This window comes from Spongiactinospora sp. 9N601 (genome assembly GCF_044326295.1).
Taxonomy (GTDB): domain Bacteria; phylum Actinomycetota; class Actinomycetes; order Streptosporangiales; family Streptosporangiaceae; genus Spongiactinospora; species Spongiactinospora gelatinilytica.
In genome coordinates this window covers 89,995-104,923 of the sequence record NZ_JBIRBB010000002.1, presented here as the reverse complement: position 1 = coordinate 104,923, position 14,929 = coordinate 89,995, and the positions used below count along the sequence as shown (strand labels likewise).

Genomic DNA, 14,929 nt, shown 5'->3' with positions numbered 1-14,929 from the left:
GCGATGACCAACCCCGTCAACACACGGCGCACCCCGCTCTCCGCCGACGAACGGCCCCGCGCGGAGGCCACCTTCACGGCGCTTGTGGCGGAGACGCTGACCACCAAGGGCCGATTCCGGGTGACGGCCGATACTCCGGACATGATCGAGCTGTTCCAGACGGCGGCCCGCCGGACGGGCGAGAGCCTGGGACGGCCGGTGGTCAGCTACGCCAACGGCCGGGACATCGTGATCACCTTCGCCGACGACGCCTGAACACTATTCGCCCGCGAATACTCGCGGAAAAGGCAGAGTAGCGAACACGGTTTTGCCGGGGGCTCCGTCTGAATAGTGGTAACCCGTCTCTTTGGCGATGGATCGAACGATGAAGAGCCCCCGGCCGCTCTCGGCCTCGAAAGGGACTTCGGTGGGGGGTTCGGGGAGGCGGGGGTGGGAGTCCCATACGTTGATGGTGAGGGAGTCGTGGTGTTCTGAGAGGGTGATGCGGATAAGGGAATCTTTGGCGAGTAGCGTGCGGGTTGCGGGAGGGTTGTCCGCGTATCCGAGGGCTTGGATGGAGTTGGTGATCAGCTCCGACGCGATGAGCTGGGCGTCCTCGATGAAGGCGGCGGCTCGGTGACCCCAGCCACGCAGGACGGCCGCCGTATGCGCCCGGCCGATCCAGACCGCACTGGGCAACGCGACCAGCATGAGCGTGTCGGTACGGAGATTATCCTCGTTTTTAGGCGTCATGTGAGCCCCAAATTTGATATGTCGCCAATATCCGCTTTGGCTAGATCCTGCCTTTGCCGAATTTTGAATTCCGGCTGCTTCGCGACAAGACTGCCGTGCATACTGCGCCCAGCGGGAAGTTGTGCCGCGACCGTTGGCGACGGAATGCGACCTCGGGCAGGTCTCCAGGAGGAGAGATGGCGCAGGAGCACGAGTTCGGAAAGCGTGCGACACAGGTATACGCTGCCGAGCTGGCCAGGCTTAGGCAGGAGAAGGGGTTCATCCAGGCTTCTCTAGCTACTCGCCTGCGAGTACACCGCTCGATGATCTCGCATATCGAGCATGAGAGGAAACTTCCCACTAGGGCCATATCTGAGCAGCTTGACCAAGTCTTCGGATTGACGGCCACCAAGCACTTTGTGACCCTGTACGAGCGCATCGTCCAGGCCCGCGCTTCACTCAAGTGGTTCGTCGAATGGCTGGAGGCCGAAGAACGGGCCGTCATGTTGCAGTCGTGGGACCCGCTGCAAGTCAGCGGCCTGCTCCAGACCCTGAACTACGCCCGGGCGGTCATCGGTTTCAACCCGCTGCTCAGCCCGGAGGAGGTCGAGATGCACGCGCAGAAGCGCGTGGCTCGACGGTCCATCCTGAACAGGACATCGCCCCCCGCCGTATGGATTCTCCTCGACGAGAGCGTGCTCCACCGCCCCATCGGAGGAGCACAGGTGCTCGCCGAGCAGCTTCGCTATCTGCTCGACCTCGCCCAGAACCCCCGGCTGACCATACAGATCGTGCCCACCAAGGCTGGGAACGCCGCCGGCCTGATGACCGGATTCCATATCGCCCGGCTACCGAACGGCGTAGAGGTCGTGTCGACCGACTCCATCTTCTCCGGGCAGACCTCTGCCGACACAGATCTGGTCGCAAAAGCGAAAATGTGGTACGAAGCTATAAAAGCGGATGCATACCCACAAGGTGTCTCGATACAGCTCATAGAGGATGCACTCAGCCGATGGCAGAAGGAGTAAACCTGGAAGGCGCCGACTGGCGCAAAGCACGCGCCTCCGGTTCCAGTGCTGCACACTGCGTCGAGGTCGCCACAAACCTCCCCGGCCTGATCGCCATCCGCGACAGCAAGGACCCCAACGGCCCCAGCCTCCGCTTCACCCCCACCGAGTGGACAACCTTCCTCCACAGGATCAAAGAAGGCAAGCCTACACATACCCCGAAGGCCGACCATTACAGTTCATCGAGGATGCCCTGAGCTGATGGATGGCGATCTAGCCCATGACCTGACCGGATGGCGCAAAGCACACTCATCCACCGCTAACGGCGAACAATGTGTCGAGGTCGCCATAAGCCTCCCCGGCCTGGTCGCCATCCGCGACAGCAAGGACCCCAACGGCCCCACCCTCCGCTTCACCCCCACCGAGTGGACAACCTTCCTCCACAGGATCAAAGAGGGCACCTAAATGATCATTAGTGGCTGCTGTAGTTGATGGTCAGGATGACCACGACCGGATGCGGATCTCCTTCAGGGCCAGTCGTGTACGTATCGCAATACTGGTAGTCGATACGCGCGGAACTACTAACCCTGTAGTGAAACGTCCGCGACCACCCCTCCCCCTTCGGACGTCCGGCGCGCCCCTTGAGCAGGCTGATCGACGCGATCGGGTCCGGGCTGCCCGGAGTACGCGAAACGTGGTCCCAGAACTGCTGGGCCTGCTTGAGCCCGACCCGCTCGACCAGTTCGCCCCAATGTCCGAGGTACTGCCGGTGGACGAGGACCCGATACCGGGGCGCCTCCTCCGGCCTGCCGCCCGGCCGGCGGGCCGGGCGATGCGGGTCGTACGCGCTACCCTTGCTCATCCGGCTCGCTGACCTCGGCATAGTCCCCTGGGCGGTGTTCTCCCAAAAGCACCGAACGCCGTAGCGGATCTTCCAGCTGACGCGCGGTGTTCCGCCACGCCGCGACACACTCATCCAGAATGGCCGTGTCCTCATCCGCGCTGGCCGCGACCAAAGCATCGTTGAGCTCCCCTAGAAACTCGGTCAGGTCATCCCGATCGAACGTACGCAGCCAGGCCAGCTCACCCAGCTCACCGGCCTTGGGCAGATCCTTCCGGCGCAGCAGCCGCTCAAGCTTCATGTACGCCTCCCACCACTTGCTGAGCGTCTCCAGGAGCCGCAAGCGACTCTCAGGCAACATCACCAAGCTGGTCCCGTCCTTGTCGCGGAGTCGCGCTTGCCCCTTCCGGGCGGCTTCAAGGAACTCCGTACGCCGGTTGGCCAGATCAGTAGGAAGGAAGATTATGTCTGACATCACGCTCTCCACTACTAGGATCGTGCCTAGAATCCTACCCACGATCCTGGCCGACGTACACCTCGACCGGGTGTGATCCAAAAGGACAAGGCCGGTTGGACCACAACAAACCCTTCGACGCACAGGAGTGGTATCTCTGCGATGCCCAGAACGGCGACCCTCAGCGGTGGCGGACGGTGAGCCTTGTGACCGCGATGATGGGCATTCTGACGCGGGGCCCGCACTTCCTGGACACCGCACTCCAGAGGGATCAACGGGTGATCCGCGCCGTTGCGCGCGAACTGTCGGCCAGGGGTCTGGATGCGCTGTCGCTGGCCAGGTACGGCATGAGATCAGAAGTAGCCGAGATCGTCATCGGCATACTGATGATCAAGGCGGTGTATCAGGGGAGGATGGGAGTCTTGCCGGGCGTGGACATCGCCCGCTGGCATGCCGCACTCGGGGTGCCGCCTCTCCAGGATGCCCCTGGACTTCCCGCCGAACGCTCTATTCTGGCCTACTTCGAGAAGCAGGTCCTTCCCGCGATCCCTCGAATCCACCAGTGGATCGAGACGGCCCCGTTGGACGATCTTGTCTCGCTCACCCCGCCCCACAACGGCGAACTGCCCCGAGCGACCGAGGGAACAGCCGATCATGGGCTCAATGAGCACTACACCTGGGCCGTGGACCACTTCGCGACCACCTTCTACACCGGCTGGCGGACGAAGTCGCTGCACCTCGCGCTGCGCTGGCTGGACGGCGAAGCAGTACCGCCGTGCCCCGAAGAGCTGATGCGCGACCGCCCCACCTCGCGAAGCGAGACCGAAGCGGAGATCGCGAAGCGGGCGGTCTACGGGGAACAAGATGCTGCCTCGTCAGAGGCTTCTCTGGCACATGAGATGACCCGCCATGCGGTCGGATTACTGCGGCAGGGAAGATACCGCGAGGCCGCAGCCGTCTTCGAGTTCGGTACCCGGCACCGCCCTGACGACCCGACATTGCGCAACAACCTGGGACTCTGTCTGATCCCGGAAGATCCCCGGGAGGCTCTGCGCCATCTTCAGACCGCTGAGGACATGGGATACAAAGCACCCCTCACCAACGCCTACAACCAGATGTGCTGCTTTGCGAGCATCGGCCGCTCCCGCGCCGCCCTCAATGTGGCCGAATCGGCCTGGAACCTTCCAGTGGCTCGCCACACGCCAGGCGTACAGCTTTGGCGGCGCAAGGACGAAGGCGGCTGGGAGCTGTTCGACTGCGACGACACCCGGTCCTGTCTCGCCGGGCTCGCGGCGTCCATCGCCGCTGAGGAAGGGTGGAGCGACGAGGAGGCCACCTGGCGGGCCCGGGCGGCCGATCGACCCGCCGTTTCATAGCGCCCATCAGCCCGCGCCGAACCAGTTGGGCATGTCGAGCCGGAACAGGTCCGATGGGGTGACCTTGCGTAGGTCCGTTTCCAGGGCTTGGAGGCGGTCCGCTCCCAAGATCTCTGACCAGTGGGCGCGGATGCGGTCGAAGGACTGTGCGGACTTCGCCAGGGCGTCGAAGGCGTGGGGTGTCAGGTGGATGGTTTTGCGGCGGGCGTCCTCAGGGTCAGGGGTGCGTTCGACGTAGCCGAGGTGTTCCAGGGTGTCGACCATCTTGCCGGCCGCCTGTTTGGATACGCCCAGTCTGCGGCCCAGTTCGACCGCCGTGGTGCCCGAGGGGCCGATGGCCTGGAAGACGAAGCCGTGCAGGGGCCGCATGTCCGGGTGACCCTGTTGAGCCAGTTCGGCGTGGACCTCGTCGATGATCACACGGAAGCCGAGCAGCAGGCGCAGGGGCAGCTCGAATCCCGGGGCGTCGCTTGACATTAAAGACAACCTCATTGACTATATGGACAACCTCGTTGACCATCTTAGGGAGAGCAGCCCATGCCCGTCATCCGTCACACCGAACGCCGCCGTACCGAGACCCCCAACGGCGTGATGACCACCCTCGCCACCCCCAGCCAGGGCGGTACGGCCGGGCTGGCCGTCTGGCATGTGGAGTTCGCGCCGGGCAGGCGGGGTCCCGAGCATGCCTTCGACACCGAGCAGGTGTGGACCTTCGTGGCCGGGACCGCGACCGTCGATCTACCGACGGGGACGCTCACCGTCGAGGCCGGGGACACGCTGGTCATCCCCGCCGACCAGTTCCGGCAGATGACCGCCGACCCCGAGCGCGGCTTCACCGCCATCGTCGCCGCGCCCGCCGGTACGCGCGTGTACACCCCCGCCGACGAGCGGATCGTCCCTTTGTGGGCGAGGTGACAGCAGGCTCACAACCGCTCGGTCAGGAAGTCCTCCCAGGTACGCGTGCCCAGGTCGGCCCCCGAGAGGGTCAGGTTCGCCCCCTCCCGGTACAGGCGGCCGACCCGGCCGGGCATCGGTACCGGCAGCAGTGCCCGCCGCCGCCCGCGCGCCCGCAGGTACGTGCGTGCGAGGTCGGTCATGCCGTACACCCTCGGCCCGGCGAGGTCGGCGACCAGGCCGGCGGGCTCGCCCAGCGCCAGGGTGAGCATCCGGTCGGCGACGTCACGCGTGTCCACCGGCTGTAGCCGCACCGCGCCCGGCACCGGCATGACCGGCAGCTTCGTCATCGTGCCGAGCACCGCCAGCACGAGATCGTGGAACTGCGCCGCGCGCAGCGTCGTCCACGGCACGCCTGACTCGGCCACCGCCCGCTCGGCGTCCAGCTTCGCGCGGAAATAGCCAAGCGGCAGCCGATCCGCCGCGATGACCGAGATGTGCACGAAGTGCTCCACCCCGGCCCGCGCCGCCGCCCGCGTCAGGTGCCCCGCCGCGACATCATCGCCCTTGGCCGCGCCCGCCAGGTGCACGACGGTCTCGACGCCCTTGACCGCGCGCTCGATCCCCTCGTCCTTGACCAGGTCGCCGGTCAGGTACTCGACGTCGGCGAGCGGCGCGCGGGCACCACTGCGGCTGAGCACCCGCACCCGGCGGCCCGCGTCGAGCAACATCGGCACCAGCAGCCGCCCCAATCGGCCCGTACCCCCGGTGACCAGTACAGTTTCCGGCATAATCGCTCCCCGCCCTTCGGTCGGTCTGTGTGGCTCTACGGTTACGACCCCGGGCATGGAAGGAACGTGACGACGGTGGACGACGAGGCCGAACGGCTGGCCGCCCGGTTCGAGCGGGATCGGGGGCATCTGCGGGCGGTGGCCTACCGGATGCTCGGTTCGCTGAGCGAGGCCGACGACGCCGTCCAGGAGACGTGGCTGCGGCTCAGCCGTACCGACACCCGCGACGTCGCGAACCTCACCGCCTGGCTCACCACGGTCGTCGCCCGGGTCTGCCTCAACCTGCTGCGTTCCCGCGAACGGCGGCGCGAAGACCCCCTCGATGACCGGCCGCTGGAGACGGGCGGCGGCGATCCGGAGCAGGAGGCGGTGCTCGCCGACTCGGTGGGCGTGGCGCTGCTGGTCGTGCTCGACACGCTCGCCCCGGCCGAACGGCTGGCGTTCGTGCTGCACGACATGTTCGCCGTGCCGTTCGAGGACATCGGCCCCATGATCGACCGGTCCGCCACGGCGGCCAGGCAGCTCGCCAGCCGCGCCCGCCGCCGGGTCAAGGGCGCCGCCGCCCCGGCCCCCGACCAGGCCCGTCGCCGCCATGTCGTGTCCGCGTACCTCGCGGCCACCCGCACCGGTGATTTCGCGGCCCTGATCAGCCTGCTGCACCCCGACGTCGTGCTACACGCCGACGCGCTTGCTGTACCCACGGCCCGGCCCGTTGTCGTCCGTGGTGCCCAGACTGTCGCCAAGAGTGCCGCGGCGGCGGCTAGCCGTGCCCAGTTCACCGGCCTCGCCCTGGTCAACGGCCTGCCGGGGCTGGCGATGCTCCGGCACGGCCGGCTCTGCCTGGTGCTGACGTTCACCGTCACGGACGGCCTGATCACCGAGATCGACGTGATCGGCGATCCCGCCCGGCTGGCCGCGCTCGACCTCGCCGTGCCGGAGGCATGAGGTGTCGATCGTCGCGGAGACCGGCGCGCGGGTGCGTGAGGTGCTGCGCAGGTGCGAGGGCGGCTTCCTCGAGTCGGTCGGCTTCGGCACGACCGGGGAAGAGGACCACGTTGACATCCAGATCAGCCAGGCACAGGGGTGGGAGCTGGTCACGGTACGGCTGCACGGCGTCCGGCACTTCGCGATCGGCAAGGGACCGGACATCATGGGGTCGTTCGTGGACGAGGTGTCGGCGGTGCCGCTACCGGCAGGCGACCCGGTGTGGCCGGTGGAGGTCAGCGGGCTGATCACGCGTTTTCCGGGGCTGCCCGACCTGTACTGGGTGCGTGTCGTGGGTCCCACGGAACTGATCTGCCTGGCCACCGTCCTGACGGTGTCGGTATCGGCTTGACGACACGAACGCGGAGCGCGTCCGGGTCCGGCCACAGTGCGGTTAAATGCCGATCATGGATGACTCGGCACGCATGTGGATCACCGCGGTTCCACCGTTCGGCCCGGACGACATCGGGGTACTGCTCGCGCTCGACCTCACCTCGCAGGACCCTGGCGAGCGCATGGTCTCGGTACTGCTCAACCGGGGTCACGAGGGTGAGGAGGGCGTCTTCTACCTGCTCCCGGCCGACCTGTCGGCCCGCTACGAACGTACCGGCGAACGCCTCGCGGTCAGCCTCACAGCCTCCCGCAAGGTACTCGACCACGACCTCACCGACCGCGCCGACTCCCTGCGCGACCACCTGGCCGGGCTTCCGTCCGACGCCGACGACGACGACCGGGTCACCCTGCTTCGCCGCGAGCTGGTGACCGACTTCGTCCCGGAGGTGGTGGACGGGGAGAAGCAGGCGGTCCTCCTGATCGACCACGCGGGCCCTGCCCCGCTCGACGAACTCCTCTCCGAATTCGACCAGGGCGAGGCCAGCCTCGCCGTCCTCTACGCCGAGTGACGTCATTAAGGGTCACCTACGACGCGAAGGCCAATGCCGCTTACATCTATCTGAACCAGGACGACACGGAGGCGCGGTTCGGCTGGATGTATCCCTGCGACCCGGTGGCCGTGGACGGCATGATCAACCTGGACTTCGACGTATCCGGGCGACTGATCGGCGTCGAGGTCCTTGGTGCCAGGTCCAAACTCCCCGCGCATCTCCTGGACTCCGCCGAGCGAATCGACCGATGCTGACCGATCCGGCGGCCATCCGCGCGGCCCTCGCCCATTACCAGAACTTCGGGGAATGCATCATCACCGATGTCGGATGGGCGCATTACGGCACCTCGATCGAGGTGTCGTTCGATTACATCTGGGACGGGACGCGGATTCGCGACGACCTCGGTACCCGTCCTCATATCGTCGTCGTGCGGGCGGTACTCGTCCAGGAGATGCACCTCGGCAATGCGCTCAACGTGTCCATGCTCGAGCACCCGGAAAAGCTGAACTGGGGCTTGTCCGAGGTCGCCCAGGTGGTCCTGGTCGAGGACAGCGACATGGCCCGCCCGTACTCCCACCCGAGCGGACTCCAGTGTCACCACCTCGCAATAAGGTGGGAAGCGAAGCGCCGCATCGACATGGTGGCCTTCGGCTTCGAGCTCGATGATCTTTCTACCAAGTGAGGTCGTACGTGCCGGTCATATCGGTATCGTCCGCTGGAATGTGGAATCCGGGTACATCTCCGCCGAGGAGAAGGCCGACGCGATCGCCTGGCTGAGCAGGTGATTCGGGTGGGGAGATAACCAGTGGCGATCGTGCCTGGAGCGTCGGTAGCGTCGCGCCGGTGATTCATGAGCATCCGCTGGCCTACGTACTCGGGCTCGAAGGCATCGCGCTGTTGCGGTCCTTCAGCGGGGAGCACGACCGGGCTTTCATCGAGCGGCGCTTCGCCGAGATCCGCAGGCTGCTCGACGATGAGGCCCTGGCCGATGCCGGGGTCGATGTCGTCCGGGTGGACACGGTCGAGGGGTACCGCATCTGGTCGGCCACCTACGACGGGCCCAACTCGGCGTTCGACCTCGACGAGCCGTACATCAAGGAGATCATCGGCCCGCTGCCGGTGGGCGACGCGCTGGACGCGGCCTGTGGCACCGGGCGGATCGCCGGGCTGCTCGGGGAGCGCGGGCACCGGGTGATCGGGGTGGACAGTTCGCCCGACATGCTGGCGCACGCCCGGACGCGGGTGCCCGGGGCCGAGTTCCGCGAGGGCGAACTGACCAGGCTTCCGGCGGCGGACGACGCCGTTGACCTGGTGGTGTGCTCGCTGGCGCTGTCCCACGTCAAGGATCTCGCCCCGGTGATGGCCGAGTTCGCCAGGGTGTTGCGCCCCGGCGGCAGCCTGGTGATCGCCGACATCCACCCGGAGGGGGTGGCGCGGGGCATCGTGCCGCCGGTACGGCTGCCGGACGGGCGGCCGGGGCGGGTGGCGAGCCATCTGCACCTGGTGGGCGACTACCTGCGGGCCGCGCTGCCGGTGGGGCTGCGGGTCGTGCGCTGCGAGGAGCCGGCGCCGCCGGTCGCCGACCGCGCCCAGCAGGGCGAGGCCCCTTCGATCGACGTGTGGGAGCTGTGGCCGTGGTCGCTCGCCGCGCTCGCCCCCGAGGCGGCGAAGGCGGCGGCGGCCGGGGTTCCGGCCATGCTGATCTGGCACTTCCAGAAGAGCTGAACCGCATTATGCCGAGGTCTTCGCCACGCTCCAGCCGCCGTCCACGGTGAGGGCCGCGCCGGTGACGAAGGAGGCCTCTGGGGCGGCCAGGAAGGCGACCGCGGCGGCCACCTCGTCCGGGCGGCCGAACCTCCCGGCGGGCGTGGCGGCCACGGTGGCCACCCGTCCGGCCTCGGCGACGCCGTTCCAGGCCGGGCTCATGATCGGGCCCGGCACGACCGCGTTCACCCGCACCTCGGGGGCGTAGTCCACGGCGAGCTGCCTGGTCAGCGACAGCAGGCCGCCCTTGGCCGCCGCGTACGCCCCGCAGCCGGGCAGCCCGACCCCCGCCTGTACCGACGACGTGATCACCATCGCGCCCCCGCCGTCCTTGGCCAGCAGCGGCAGGAACGTCCGCGCGCCCAGATAGGCGGCCTTGAGCGAGACGGCGAGCTGGAGGTCCCAGTCGGCCTCGGTCAGGTCGCCCAGCGGCAGCGCGGGCACCACCCGGCCGGGCCCGTTGGCGTGCAGTACGTCCAGCCTGCCGTACTCCGCCAGCACCCACTCCCCCGCCGCCGCCCAGTCGCCCGGCACGGACACGTCACAGTGCAGGTAGGCCGCCGCGCCCCCGGCGGCCACGATGTCCCGCGTCACCCGCTCCCCCGCCTCGTCGGCGATGTCGCACAGCAACACCCGCGCGCCCTCGTCGGCCAGCCGCCTGGCGGTGGCCGCGCCGATCCCGGACGCCGCCCCGGTGACGAACGCGACGCTCCCCTCGAACCTCATGCCTCCGTCGTTCCCCCGAGCGACGACGCCGTCACCATGTCCCGTCAGCGGAGGCCGGCGAAGAGGTCGTCCTCGTGGTCGGGGGCGGCGGCGACGCGGTTGTAGTGCCGGATGAACGCCTCGGTGCCGAGGCCGTGCCGCTGGAACTCCTCGGGCAGTTCCAGCAGGAACATGCTGTCGGTCTGGCTCTGGTGCGCCTTCAGGGCCTTGATCTTGCGTTCCACGTACGCGGTGGCGTCGACGACGGTGGTGATCAGCTCGTCGGGGGTGCCGAAGTCGTCGGGGAACTCCTCCTCCATCGGCATCCCGGCTGCCCGCATGTGCTCGATCATCCGCTTGATGCCCGAACGCGGCATCGCCCCGTAGTAGAGCTTGTCGGGGATCTGCGTCGCCTCGGTGGCGGCCACCGCGATGCGGTGGGCCTGGATGTGGTCGGGGTGGCCATAGCCGCCGTTCTCGTCGTAGGTGACCACGACCTGCGGGCGGTACTTCCGCATCAGCTCGGACAGCCGCGCGGCGGCGGTCTCCACCGGCACGTTCGCGAAGGCTCGGGGGTCGTCGTTGGCCTCCCAGCCCACCATGCCCGAGTCGCGGTAGCCCAGCGTTTCCAGGTGCGCGATGTTCAGGTGGGAGATCGACTCGCGGAGTTCGGTCAGCCGTAGGGCGGCGACCGCCTCGGGGTCGTGTCCGGGTTCGCCCGGCTTCACCCCGCCGGGCGCGTCGCCCTGTTCGCCGTTGGTGCAGGTCACCAGGACCGTGCGGATGCCTTCCTCGGCAGCGCGGAGCAGGACGCCGCCGGTGCTCAGCACCTCGTCGTCCGGGTGCGCATGTACCGCCATCAATGTCAATTCATGATCCATATTGTTTCCTCCCCGAATGACCCTACATATCGGGAGACGGCTCCGCGTCGCGCGCGAACGCCGCAGGGCGCGCCGCGTGGAGTAGGACTGGAAATCATGGACTTCAAGACGTTCTATCCGCCCGTCGAACCGCACGACTCCGGACTGCTCGACGTCGGCGGGAGCGACGCGATCCACTGGGAGATCTGCGGCGACCCCGCGGGCAAGCCGGCCCTCTTCCTGCACGGCGGTCCCGGCGGCGGGGTGATCCCCGACCATCGCAGGCTGTTCGATCCGGCGGCGTACCGGATCGTACTGTTCGACCAGCGCAACTGCGGGCGGAGCCGGCCGCACGCAGGCGACGCCGGCACCTCGCTGGCGGCCAACACCACGCCGAACCTGGTCGCGGACATCGAAAGGCTGCGCGAACACCTCGGTATCGACCGCTGGCTGGTCCTCGGCGGATCGTGGGGCAGCACGCTGGCGCTCGCCTATGCCCAAAGCCACCCCGAGCGGGTCACCGAGCTGGTGCTGCGCGGGATCTACCTGGCCAGGCCGTCGGATGAGGTGTGGTCCTTCACCGGCACCGGCGCGGCGCGGCTGTTCCCCAAGGAGTGGGCGGCCTTTCGCGACCTGATCCCGGAGGCCGAGCGCGACGACCTGCTCACCGCGTACGGCAGGCGCCTCTTCGACCCCGACCCCGAGGTGCACCTCCCGGCCGCCCGCGCCTGGACCGGGTGGGAGCTTTCGGCCAACACCCTGCTCCCGGTGCCCGACCCTGCGCTCGACGACCGGACCGTACTCGGCTTCGCCCGCATCGAGCAGCACTACTTCAGCAACGACTGCTTCCTCGGCGACGGGCTGCTGGCCGGCATCGATCGGATCAGGCACATCCCGACCGTGATCGTGAACGGCCGCTACGACATGAAAACGCCCCTGGAACAGGCCTGGGACCTGCACCTGGCCTGGCCGGAGGCGGAACTGCACATCGTGGAGAACGCCGGGCACGCCGGATCGGAACCCGGCACCCTGCACCACACGATCGCCGCCACCGACCGCTTCCGCTGATCAGTCCGGCTGATCAGCCCGGCTGATCAGCCGAAGTAGGCGAACCGGCCGAACAGCCGCACCGCGTCGTACAGCACACGGGCCTGGTCGCGGCACCAGTCGGCACCGTCGTGCCGGTCGCGGCAGATGGCCCGCATCTCGGTCAGGAACCGGGAGTCGATCCACTTGCGGCCGTCCTCCTCCGGCCACAGGGCGAGCCCGCCCCGGCCGTAGTTGCGGTAGCCGAAGTCGTGCTGCTCGCACGCCTGGCGGAACCGCCTGGCCTGGCGCGGCGGCGTCGCGGTGCAGCCGTCGGTGGTCCAGTCGAACGGCTCGGCCTGCGACTGCTCGGCGAAGTCGGCGTATCCGAGGTTCATGATCAGGTCGGCGGTCTCCCTGACCGACAGCGCGGACGCCGCGAACGCGCCGGGCGCCGGCAGGGCGAGGCCGAGCACGAGGGCCATGGCGGTGCTCACCACTCCGGCGGCCACCGCCCGAGTGGTCACCACCCCGGCGGCCACCGCCCGGATGCCGGGCAGAGGTCGATGCATCGCGATGCTCCCTTGGTCGGCGGTCGTGCTTCTTGGTGCGATCAGGGTGCTTCGCGGGGGCCGGGAACACACGCGACTTGGCATGGACACGCCAGTCACCGACGTTTTGATACTGTAACTTTACGTGGTCTAGAACTACCCTGTGTAGTGGTCGGATGGGTGATCACTGGGGGAGGGTCTTCGTGGACGGCACGCGGATATCCGGCAACGGCAGGCGGGCGGCGGCCCTCGTCTCCGCCCGCGCGCCGTCCCAGGTGGTGATGGGGTCCGCCCCGGTGGGCATCCTGATCAACCGGCTGGCCACCACGACCCGGCACGAGCTGCTGAGCATCGGCGCGCCGCTGCCGCGCGTCATGCTGCCCGGCGCCGTGGTGCGGCTGATCGCGGTCCCGGGGGAGCTCGCGGACGGCGGCGAGCGCTACGAGGGCGCGGAGGTCCGGCTGATCGACCCGCTGCCGTTCCGGATGGCCGTCTTCGACCGGGGAGCCGCCCTGCTGCCGCTCGACCTCGATTCCTTCCACAATGGCGTGCTGCTGGTGCGCGACCCGGTCGTGGTGCGCACGCTGGCAGGCGCCCACCAGGTGTGCTGGGAGCTGTCCGGCCGGGCCTCGCCGCTGGACGAGCCGCCCCCGCACCTCCAGCCGGTGCTGTCGTCACTGCTCGACGGGCTGACCGACCAGGCGGCCAGCATGCGCCTCGGCATGTCGCTGCGCACCTACAGCCGCCGGGTCACCGAGATCCTGGCCGCGCTCGGCACCACCAGCCGCTTCCACGCGGGCGTGCAGGCCGTCCGCCGGGGCTGGGCCTGAGCCGGGTCACTCCGTGGCGGGCGGCGGCGGGAAACGGCCGTCCGGCCCCTTGGCGTACGGCAGGGCCCGCACCACCGCGTCGGTGTTCAGCGGCCCGTAGATGTGCGGAAACCTGTCCGGCCGGTCCGGCACGCTCTCGTACCTCACCTGCGGCCCCACCTGGTCCTCGTCGATGACCAGCAGCACCAGGTCGTCCGCGCCGCCGTAGAAGGCGTCGGCCACCCCGGCCACCTGCCTGGCCGTGCTCGCGTGGACGAACCCGACCTCCGCCGGCGACAGCCCCAGTGTGGATACCGTGTACTCCCCCGTGCCCAGCGCCCGCTCCCACTCCGGCCGGGAGGCGATGTGGTAGATCAATCGCATGTTTCGATTGTGACGGGATGAAACGGGCATGCCGCACGCCTTGACATTGACATCGATGTCAAGGCTTACCGTGCTGGAAGCCACGGATCAGGGAGGGGGCCGCCCGATGCGGATCGGGGAGCTGGCCGAGCGTACCGGGGTGAGCACGCGTTCGCTGCGCTACTACGAGCAGCAGGGGCTGATCACGGCCCGCCGCACGGCCAACGGCTACCGGGAGTACGACGAATCGGACGTCCGGCTGGTGGCGGAGATCCGCGCGCTGCTGGCGGCCGGGTTCGCGCTGGAGGACGCCCGGCCGTTCGTCAACTGCCTGCGCGCGGGCCATCCGGCGGGCGACGCGTGCCCGGAGTCGGTCGCCGTCTACCGGCGCAAGCTCGCCGAGATCGACGCGGAGATCCACGATCTGATCAGGCGCAGAGCCGACGTGGCCGACCAACTGGCGCGGGCCTGTCCTGGCTGCGCCCTGACCAGGGAGCACAGTAATGATCACGTTGACCACGGAGAACTTCGACGAGCAGGTCCTCGGCGCGGACAAACCGGTCCTCGTCGAGTTCTGGGCTGAGTGGTGCGGCCCGTGCAAGATGGTCGCGCCGGTGCTGGAGCAGATCGAGGCGGAGTACGGTGACCGCGTGACCATCGCCAAGCTCAACGGCGACGACCACCCGGAGATCGTGCGGCGCTACGGGGTGATGGGCTTCCCCACGATGAACCTTTACCGTGACGGCGAGGTCGTCCGGCAGATCGTGGGCGCCAAGCCCAAGCGCCTGCTGGTGGCCGACCTCGAAGGCCACATCTGAAGCCCGCGCCAAAGGGGGCACCGCAAGGCCGAAGAGCCGCCCGCCGTACGGCGGGCGGCTCTTCGGCGCTCACCACGCCGCATCGGGCGCG

25 protein-coding genes are annotated in these 14,929 nt (G+C 68.4%); 16 read left to right on the top strand and 9 right to left on the bottom strand.

Annotated features, from left to right (window positions below):
* The first annotated feature begins 3 nt into the window (after positions 1 to 3).
* Positions 4 to 255, top strand: a complete 252-nt coding sequence (locus tag ACH34R_RS03925) for a hypothetical protein (RefSeq protein WP_397559907.1) — start codon at positions 4 to 6, stop codon at positions 253 to 255.
* A 3-nt stretch (positions 256 to 258) separates the two neighbouring features.
* Here the strand turns inward: ACH34R_RS03925 and ACH34R_RS03920 are convergent, their stop codons facing one another.
* On the bottom strand, positions 259 to 690 hold the full coding sequence (locus ACH34R_RS03920; protein WP_397559906.1) for an ATP-binding protein: 432 nt from the start codon (positions 688 to 690) through the stop codon (positions 259 to 261).
* A gap of 218 nt (positions 691 to 908) precedes the next feature.
* Between ACH34R_RS03920 and ACH34R_RS03915 the strand changes: the two genes are divergently transcribed.
* From ACH34R_RS03915 to ACH34R_RS03905, 3 genes are read left to right on the top strand one after another with little or no spacing between them, the layout of a single operon-like run.
* Positions 909 to 1,739: a Scr1 family TA system antitoxin-like transcriptional regulator gene (locus ACH34R_RS03915; RefSeq protein ID WP_397559905.1), complete on the top strand. Its 831-nt coding sequence runs from the start codon at positions 909 to 911 to the stop codon at positions 1,737 to 1,739.
* Positions 1,724 to 1,975 (top strand): DUF397 domain-containing protein, encoded by a 252-nt coding sequence (locus tag ACH34R_RS03910; RefSeq protein ID WP_397559904.1) that lies wholly within the window; start codon positions 1,724 to 1,726, stop codon positions 1,973 to 1,975. Before ACH34R_RS03915 ends, ACH34R_RS03910 begins: the two co-directional genes overlap by 16 nt.
* Positions 1,976 to 1,979: 4 nt before the next feature.
* Positions 1,980 to 2,183 (top strand): DUF397 domain-containing protein, encoded by a 204-nt coding sequence (locus ACH34R_RS03905; RefSeq protein ID WP_397559903.1) that lies wholly within the window; start codon positions 1,980 to 1,982, stop codon positions 2,181 to 2,183.
* Between the two features lie 7 nt (positions 2,184 to 2,190).
* On the opposite strand, the gene ACH34R_RS03900 is transcribed toward ACH34R_RS03905, so the two are convergent.
* Both ACH34R_RS03900 and ACH34R_RS03895 read right to left on the bottom strand, forming a co-directional pair.
* On the bottom strand, positions 2,191 to 2,580 hold the full coding sequence (locus tag ACH34R_RS03900) for a hypothetical protein (protein WP_397559902.1): 390 nt from the start codon (positions 2,578 to 2,580) through the stop codon (positions 2,191 to 2,193).
* A complete protein-coding gene (locus ACH34R_RS03895) occupies positions 2,567 to 3,034 on the bottom strand; it encodes a hypothetical protein (protein ID WP_397559901.1) in 468 nt (155 codons plus the stop codon). Before ACH34R_RS03895 ends, ACH34R_RS03900 begins: the two co-directional genes overlap by 14 nt.
* A gap of 95 nt (positions 3,035 to 3,129) precedes the next feature.
* Between ACH34R_RS03895 and ACH34R_RS03890 the strand changes: the two genes are divergently transcribed.
* Positions 3,130 to 4,389 (top strand): tetratricopeptide repeat protein, encoded by a 1,260-nt coding sequence (locus ACH34R_RS03890; RefSeq protein WP_397559900.1) that lies wholly within the window; start codon positions 3,130 to 3,132, stop codon positions 4,387 to 4,389.
* A 6-nt stretch (positions 4,390 to 4,395) separates the two neighbouring features.
* Here ACH34R_RS03890 and ACH34R_RS03885 read toward each other — a convergent pair whose 3' ends face one another.
* A complete protein-coding gene (locus ACH34R_RS03885; protein WP_397559899.1) occupies positions 4,396 to 4,866 on the bottom strand; it encodes a MarR family winged helix-turn-helix transcriptional regulator in 471 nt (156 codons plus the stop codon).
* 60 nt (positions 4,867 to 4,926) lie between these two features.
* Here ACH34R_RS03885 and ACH34R_RS03880 point away from each other — a divergent pair, with 60 nt between their 5' ends.
* On the top strand, positions 4,927 to 5,304 hold the full coding sequence (locus ACH34R_RS03880) for a cupin domain-containing protein (protein ID WP_397559898.1): 378 nt from the start codon (positions 4,927 to 4,929) through the stop codon (positions 5,302 to 5,304).
* 8 nt (positions 5,305 to 5,312) lie between these two features.
* Here ACH34R_RS03880 and ACH34R_RS03875 read toward each other — a convergent pair whose 3' ends face one another.
* Positions 5,313 to 6,074 (bottom strand): SDR family oxidoreductase, encoded by a 762-nt coding sequence (locus ACH34R_RS03875; protein WP_397559897.1) that lies wholly within the window; start codon positions 6,072 to 6,074, stop codon positions 5,313 to 5,315.
* A gap of 66 nt (positions 6,075 to 6,140) precedes the next feature.
* On the opposite strand from ACH34R_RS03875, the gene ACH34R_RS03870 reads away from it, so the two are divergent.
* The 6 genes from ACH34R_RS03870 to ACH34R_RS03845 all read left to right on the top strand — a co-directional run bounded on the left by ACH34R_RS03870 (position 6,141) and on the right by ACH34R_RS03845 (position 9,667).
* The gene (locus ACH34R_RS03870; RefSeq protein WP_397559896.1) at positions 6,141 to 7,019 is read left to right on the top strand and encodes a sigma-70 family RNA polymerase sigma factor; all 879 of its coding nucleotides are present in this window, start codon (positions 6,141 to 6,143) and stop codon (positions 7,017 to 7,019) included.
* Between the two features lies 1 nt (position 7,020).
* Positions 7,021 to 7,410 carry a hypothetical protein gene (locus ACH34R_RS03865; RefSeq protein ID WP_397559895.1) on the top strand — a complete coding sequence of 130 codons (390 nt, stop codon included), beginning with the start codon at positions 7,021 to 7,023 and terminating at the stop codon, positions 7,408 to 7,410.
* 46 nt (positions 7,411 to 7,456) lie between these two features.
* Positions 7,457 to 7,960 (top strand): hypothetical protein, encoded by a 504-nt coding sequence (locus tag ACH34R_RS03860; RefSeq protein ID WP_397559894.1) that lies wholly within the window; start codon positions 7,457 to 7,459, stop codon positions 7,958 to 7,960.
* Positions 7,957 to 8,196 carry a DUF2283 domain-containing protein gene (locus ACH34R_RS03855; RefSeq protein ID WP_397559893.1) on the top strand — a complete coding sequence of 80 codons (240 nt, stop codon included), beginning with the start codon at positions 7,957 to 7,959 and terminating at the stop codon, positions 8,194 to 8,196. The genes ACH34R_RS03860 and ACH34R_RS03855 overlap by 4 nt, the downstream gene beginning before the upstream one ends.
* Entirely contained in the window at positions 8,190 to 8,624 is a 435-nt protein-coding gene (locus ACH34R_RS03850) for a hypothetical protein (protein ID WP_397559892.1), read from the top strand. Before ACH34R_RS03855 ends, ACH34R_RS03850 begins: the two co-directional genes overlap by 7 nt.
* A gap of 161 nt (positions 8,625 to 8,785) precedes the next feature.
* Positions 8,786 to 9,667, top strand: coding sequence for a class I SAM-dependent methyltransferase (locus ACH34R_RS03845; protein WP_397559891.1), 882 nt, complete (start codon positions 8,786 to 8,788; stop codon positions 9,665 to 9,667).
* A 6-nt stretch (positions 9,668 to 9,673) separates the two neighbouring features.
* On the opposite strand, the gene ACH34R_RS03840 is transcribed toward ACH34R_RS03845, so the two are convergent.
* On the bottom strand, positions 9,674 to 10,432 hold the full coding sequence (locus ACH34R_RS03840) for an SDR family NAD(P)-dependent oxidoreductase (RefSeq protein ID WP_397559890.1): 759 nt from the start codon (positions 10,430 to 10,432) through the stop codon (positions 9,674 to 9,676).
* 44 nt (positions 10,433 to 10,476) lie between these two features.
* Positions 10,477 to 11,292, bottom strand: a complete 816-nt coding sequence (locus tag ACH34R_RS03835; RefSeq protein ID WP_397559889.1) for a PIG-L family deacetylase — start codon at positions 11,290 to 11,292, stop codon at positions 10,477 to 10,479.
* A 96-nt stretch (positions 11,293 to 11,388) separates the two neighbouring features.
* Between ACH34R_RS03835 and pip the strand changes: the two genes are divergently transcribed.
* Positions 11,389 to 12,339: a prolyl aminopeptidase gene (gene pip, locus ACH34R_RS03830; RefSeq protein ID WP_397559888.1), complete on the top strand. Its 951-nt coding sequence runs from the start codon at positions 11,389 to 11,391 to the stop codon at positions 12,337 to 12,339.
* Between the two features lie 26 nt (positions 12,340 to 12,365).
* Here the strand turns inward: pip and ACH34R_RS03825 are convergent, their stop codons facing one another.
* Positions 12,366 to 12,869: a phospholipase A2 gene (locus ACH34R_RS03825; protein ID WP_397559887.1), complete on the bottom strand. Its 504-nt coding sequence runs from the start codon at positions 12,867 to 12,869 to the stop codon at positions 12,366 to 12,368.
* Positions 12,870 to 13,024: 155 nt separating this feature from the next.
* Here ACH34R_RS03825 and ACH34R_RS03820 point away from each other — a divergent pair, with 155 nt between their 5' ends.
* A complete protein-coding gene (locus ACH34R_RS03820; protein ID WP_397559886.1) occupies positions 13,025 to 13,678 on the top strand; it encodes a hypothetical protein in 654 nt (217 codons plus the stop codon).
* Between the two features lie 6 nt (positions 13,679 to 13,684).
* Here the strand turns inward: ACH34R_RS03820 and ACH34R_RS03815 are convergent, their stop codons facing one another.
* The gene (locus ACH34R_RS03815; protein ID WP_397559885.1) at positions 13,685 to 14,041 is read right to left on the bottom strand and encodes a DUF952 domain-containing protein; all 357 of its coding nucleotides are present in this window, start codon (positions 14,039 to 14,041) and stop codon (positions 13,685 to 13,687) included.
* Between the two features lie 106 nt (positions 14,042 to 14,147).
* On the opposite strand from ACH34R_RS03815, the gene ACH34R_RS03810 reads away from it, so the two are divergent.
* Both ACH34R_RS03810 and trxA read left to right on the top strand, forming a co-directional pair.
* Positions 14,148 to 14,603, top strand: coding sequence for a MerR family transcriptional regulator (locus tag ACH34R_RS03810; protein WP_397559884.1), 456 nt, complete (start codon positions 14,148 to 14,150; stop codon positions 14,601 to 14,603).
* On the top strand, positions 14,524 to 14,838 hold the full coding sequence (gene trxA, locus ACH34R_RS03805) for a thioredoxin (RefSeq protein ID WP_113978956.1): 315 nt from the start codon (positions 14,524 to 14,526) through the stop codon (positions 14,836 to 14,838). The genes ACH34R_RS03810 and trxA overlap by 80 nt, the downstream gene beginning before the upstream one ends.
* The last annotated feature ends 91 nt before the right edge of the window (positions 14,839 to 14,929 follow it).

Excerpts from the sequence above, each read along its gene's own strand:
- ACH34R_RS03925 (WP_397559907.1), top strand. The coding sequence starts at position 4 with ATGACCAACCCCGTCAACACACGGCGCACCCCGCTCTCCGCCGACGAA.
- ACH34R_RS03920 (WP_397559906.1), bottom strand. The coding sequence starts at position 690 with ATGCTGGTCGCGTTGCCCAGTGCGGTCTGGATCGGCCGGGCGCATACG.
- ACH34R_RS03915 (WP_397559905.1), top strand. The coding sequence starts at position 909 with ATGGCGCAGGAGCACGAGTTCGGAAAGCGTGCGACACAGGTATACGCT.
- ACH34R_RS03910 (WP_397559904.1), top strand. The coding sequence starts at position 1,724 with ATGGCAGAAGGAGTAAACCTGGAAGGCGCCGACTGGCGCAAAGCACGC.
- ACH34R_RS03905 (WP_397559903.1), top strand. The coding sequence starts at position 1,980 with ATGGATGGCGATCTAGCCCATGACCTGACCGGATGGCGCAAAGCACAC.
- ACH34R_RS03900 (WP_397559902.1), bottom strand. The coding sequence starts at position 2,580 with ATGAGCAAGGGTAGCGCGTACGACCCGCATCGCCCGGCCCGCCGGCCG.
- ACH34R_RS03895 (WP_397559901.1), bottom strand. The coding sequence starts at position 3,034 with ATGTCAGACATAATCTTCCTTCCTACTGATCTGGCCAACCGGCGTACG.
- ACH34R_RS03885 (WP_397559899.1), bottom strand. The coding sequence starts at position 4,866 with ATGTCAAGCGACGCCCCGGGATTCGAGCTGCCCCTGCGCCTGCTGCTC.
- ACH34R_RS03880 (WP_397559898.1), top strand. The coding sequence starts at position 4,927 with ATGCCCGTCATCCGTCACACCGAACGCCGCCGTACCGAGACCCCCAAC.
- ACH34R_RS03875 (WP_397559897.1), bottom strand. The coding sequence starts at position 6,074 with ATGCCGGAAACTGTACTGGTCACCGGGGGTACGGGCCGATTGGGGCGG.
- ACH34R_RS03860 (WP_397559894.1), top strand. The coding sequence starts at position 7,457 with ATGCCGATCATGGATGACTCGGCACGCATGTGGATCACCGCGGTTCCA.
- ACH34R_RS03850 (WP_397559892.1), top strand. The coding sequence starts at position 8,190 with ATGCTGACCGATCCGGCGGCCATCCGCGCGGCCCTCGCCCATTACCAG.
- ACH34R_RS03840 (WP_397559890.1), bottom strand. The coding sequence starts at position 10,432 with ATGAGGTTCGAGGGGAGCGTCGCGTTCGTCACCGGGGCGGCGTCCGGG.
- ACH34R_RS03835 (WP_397559889.1), bottom strand. The coding sequence starts at position 11,292 with ATGGATCATGAATTGACATTGATGGCGGTACATGCGCACCCGGACGAC.
- pip (WP_397559888.1), top strand. The coding sequence starts at position 11,389 with ATGGACTTCAAGACGTTCTATCCGCCCGTCGAACCGCACGACTCCGGA.
- ACH34R_RS03825 (WP_397559887.1), bottom strand. The coding sequence starts at position 12,869 with ATGCATCGACCTCTGCCCGGCATCCGGGCGGTGGCCGCCGGGGTGGTG.
- ACH34R_RS03820 (WP_397559886.1), top strand. The coding sequence starts at position 13,025 with ATGGGTGATCACTGGGGGAGGGTCTTCGTGGACGGCACGCGGATATCC.
- ACH34R_RS03815 (WP_397559885.1), bottom strand. The coding sequence starts at position 14,041 with ATGCGATTGATCTACCACATCGCCTCCCGGCCGGAGTGGGAGCGGGCG.
- ACH34R_RS03810 (WP_397559884.1), top strand. The coding sequence starts at position 14,148 with ATGCGGATCGGGGAGCTGGCCGAGCGTACCGGGGTGAGCACGCGTTCG.
- trxA (WP_113978956.1), top strand. The coding sequence starts at position 14,524 with ATGATCACGTTGACCACGGAGAACTTCGACGAGCAGGTCCTCGGCGCG.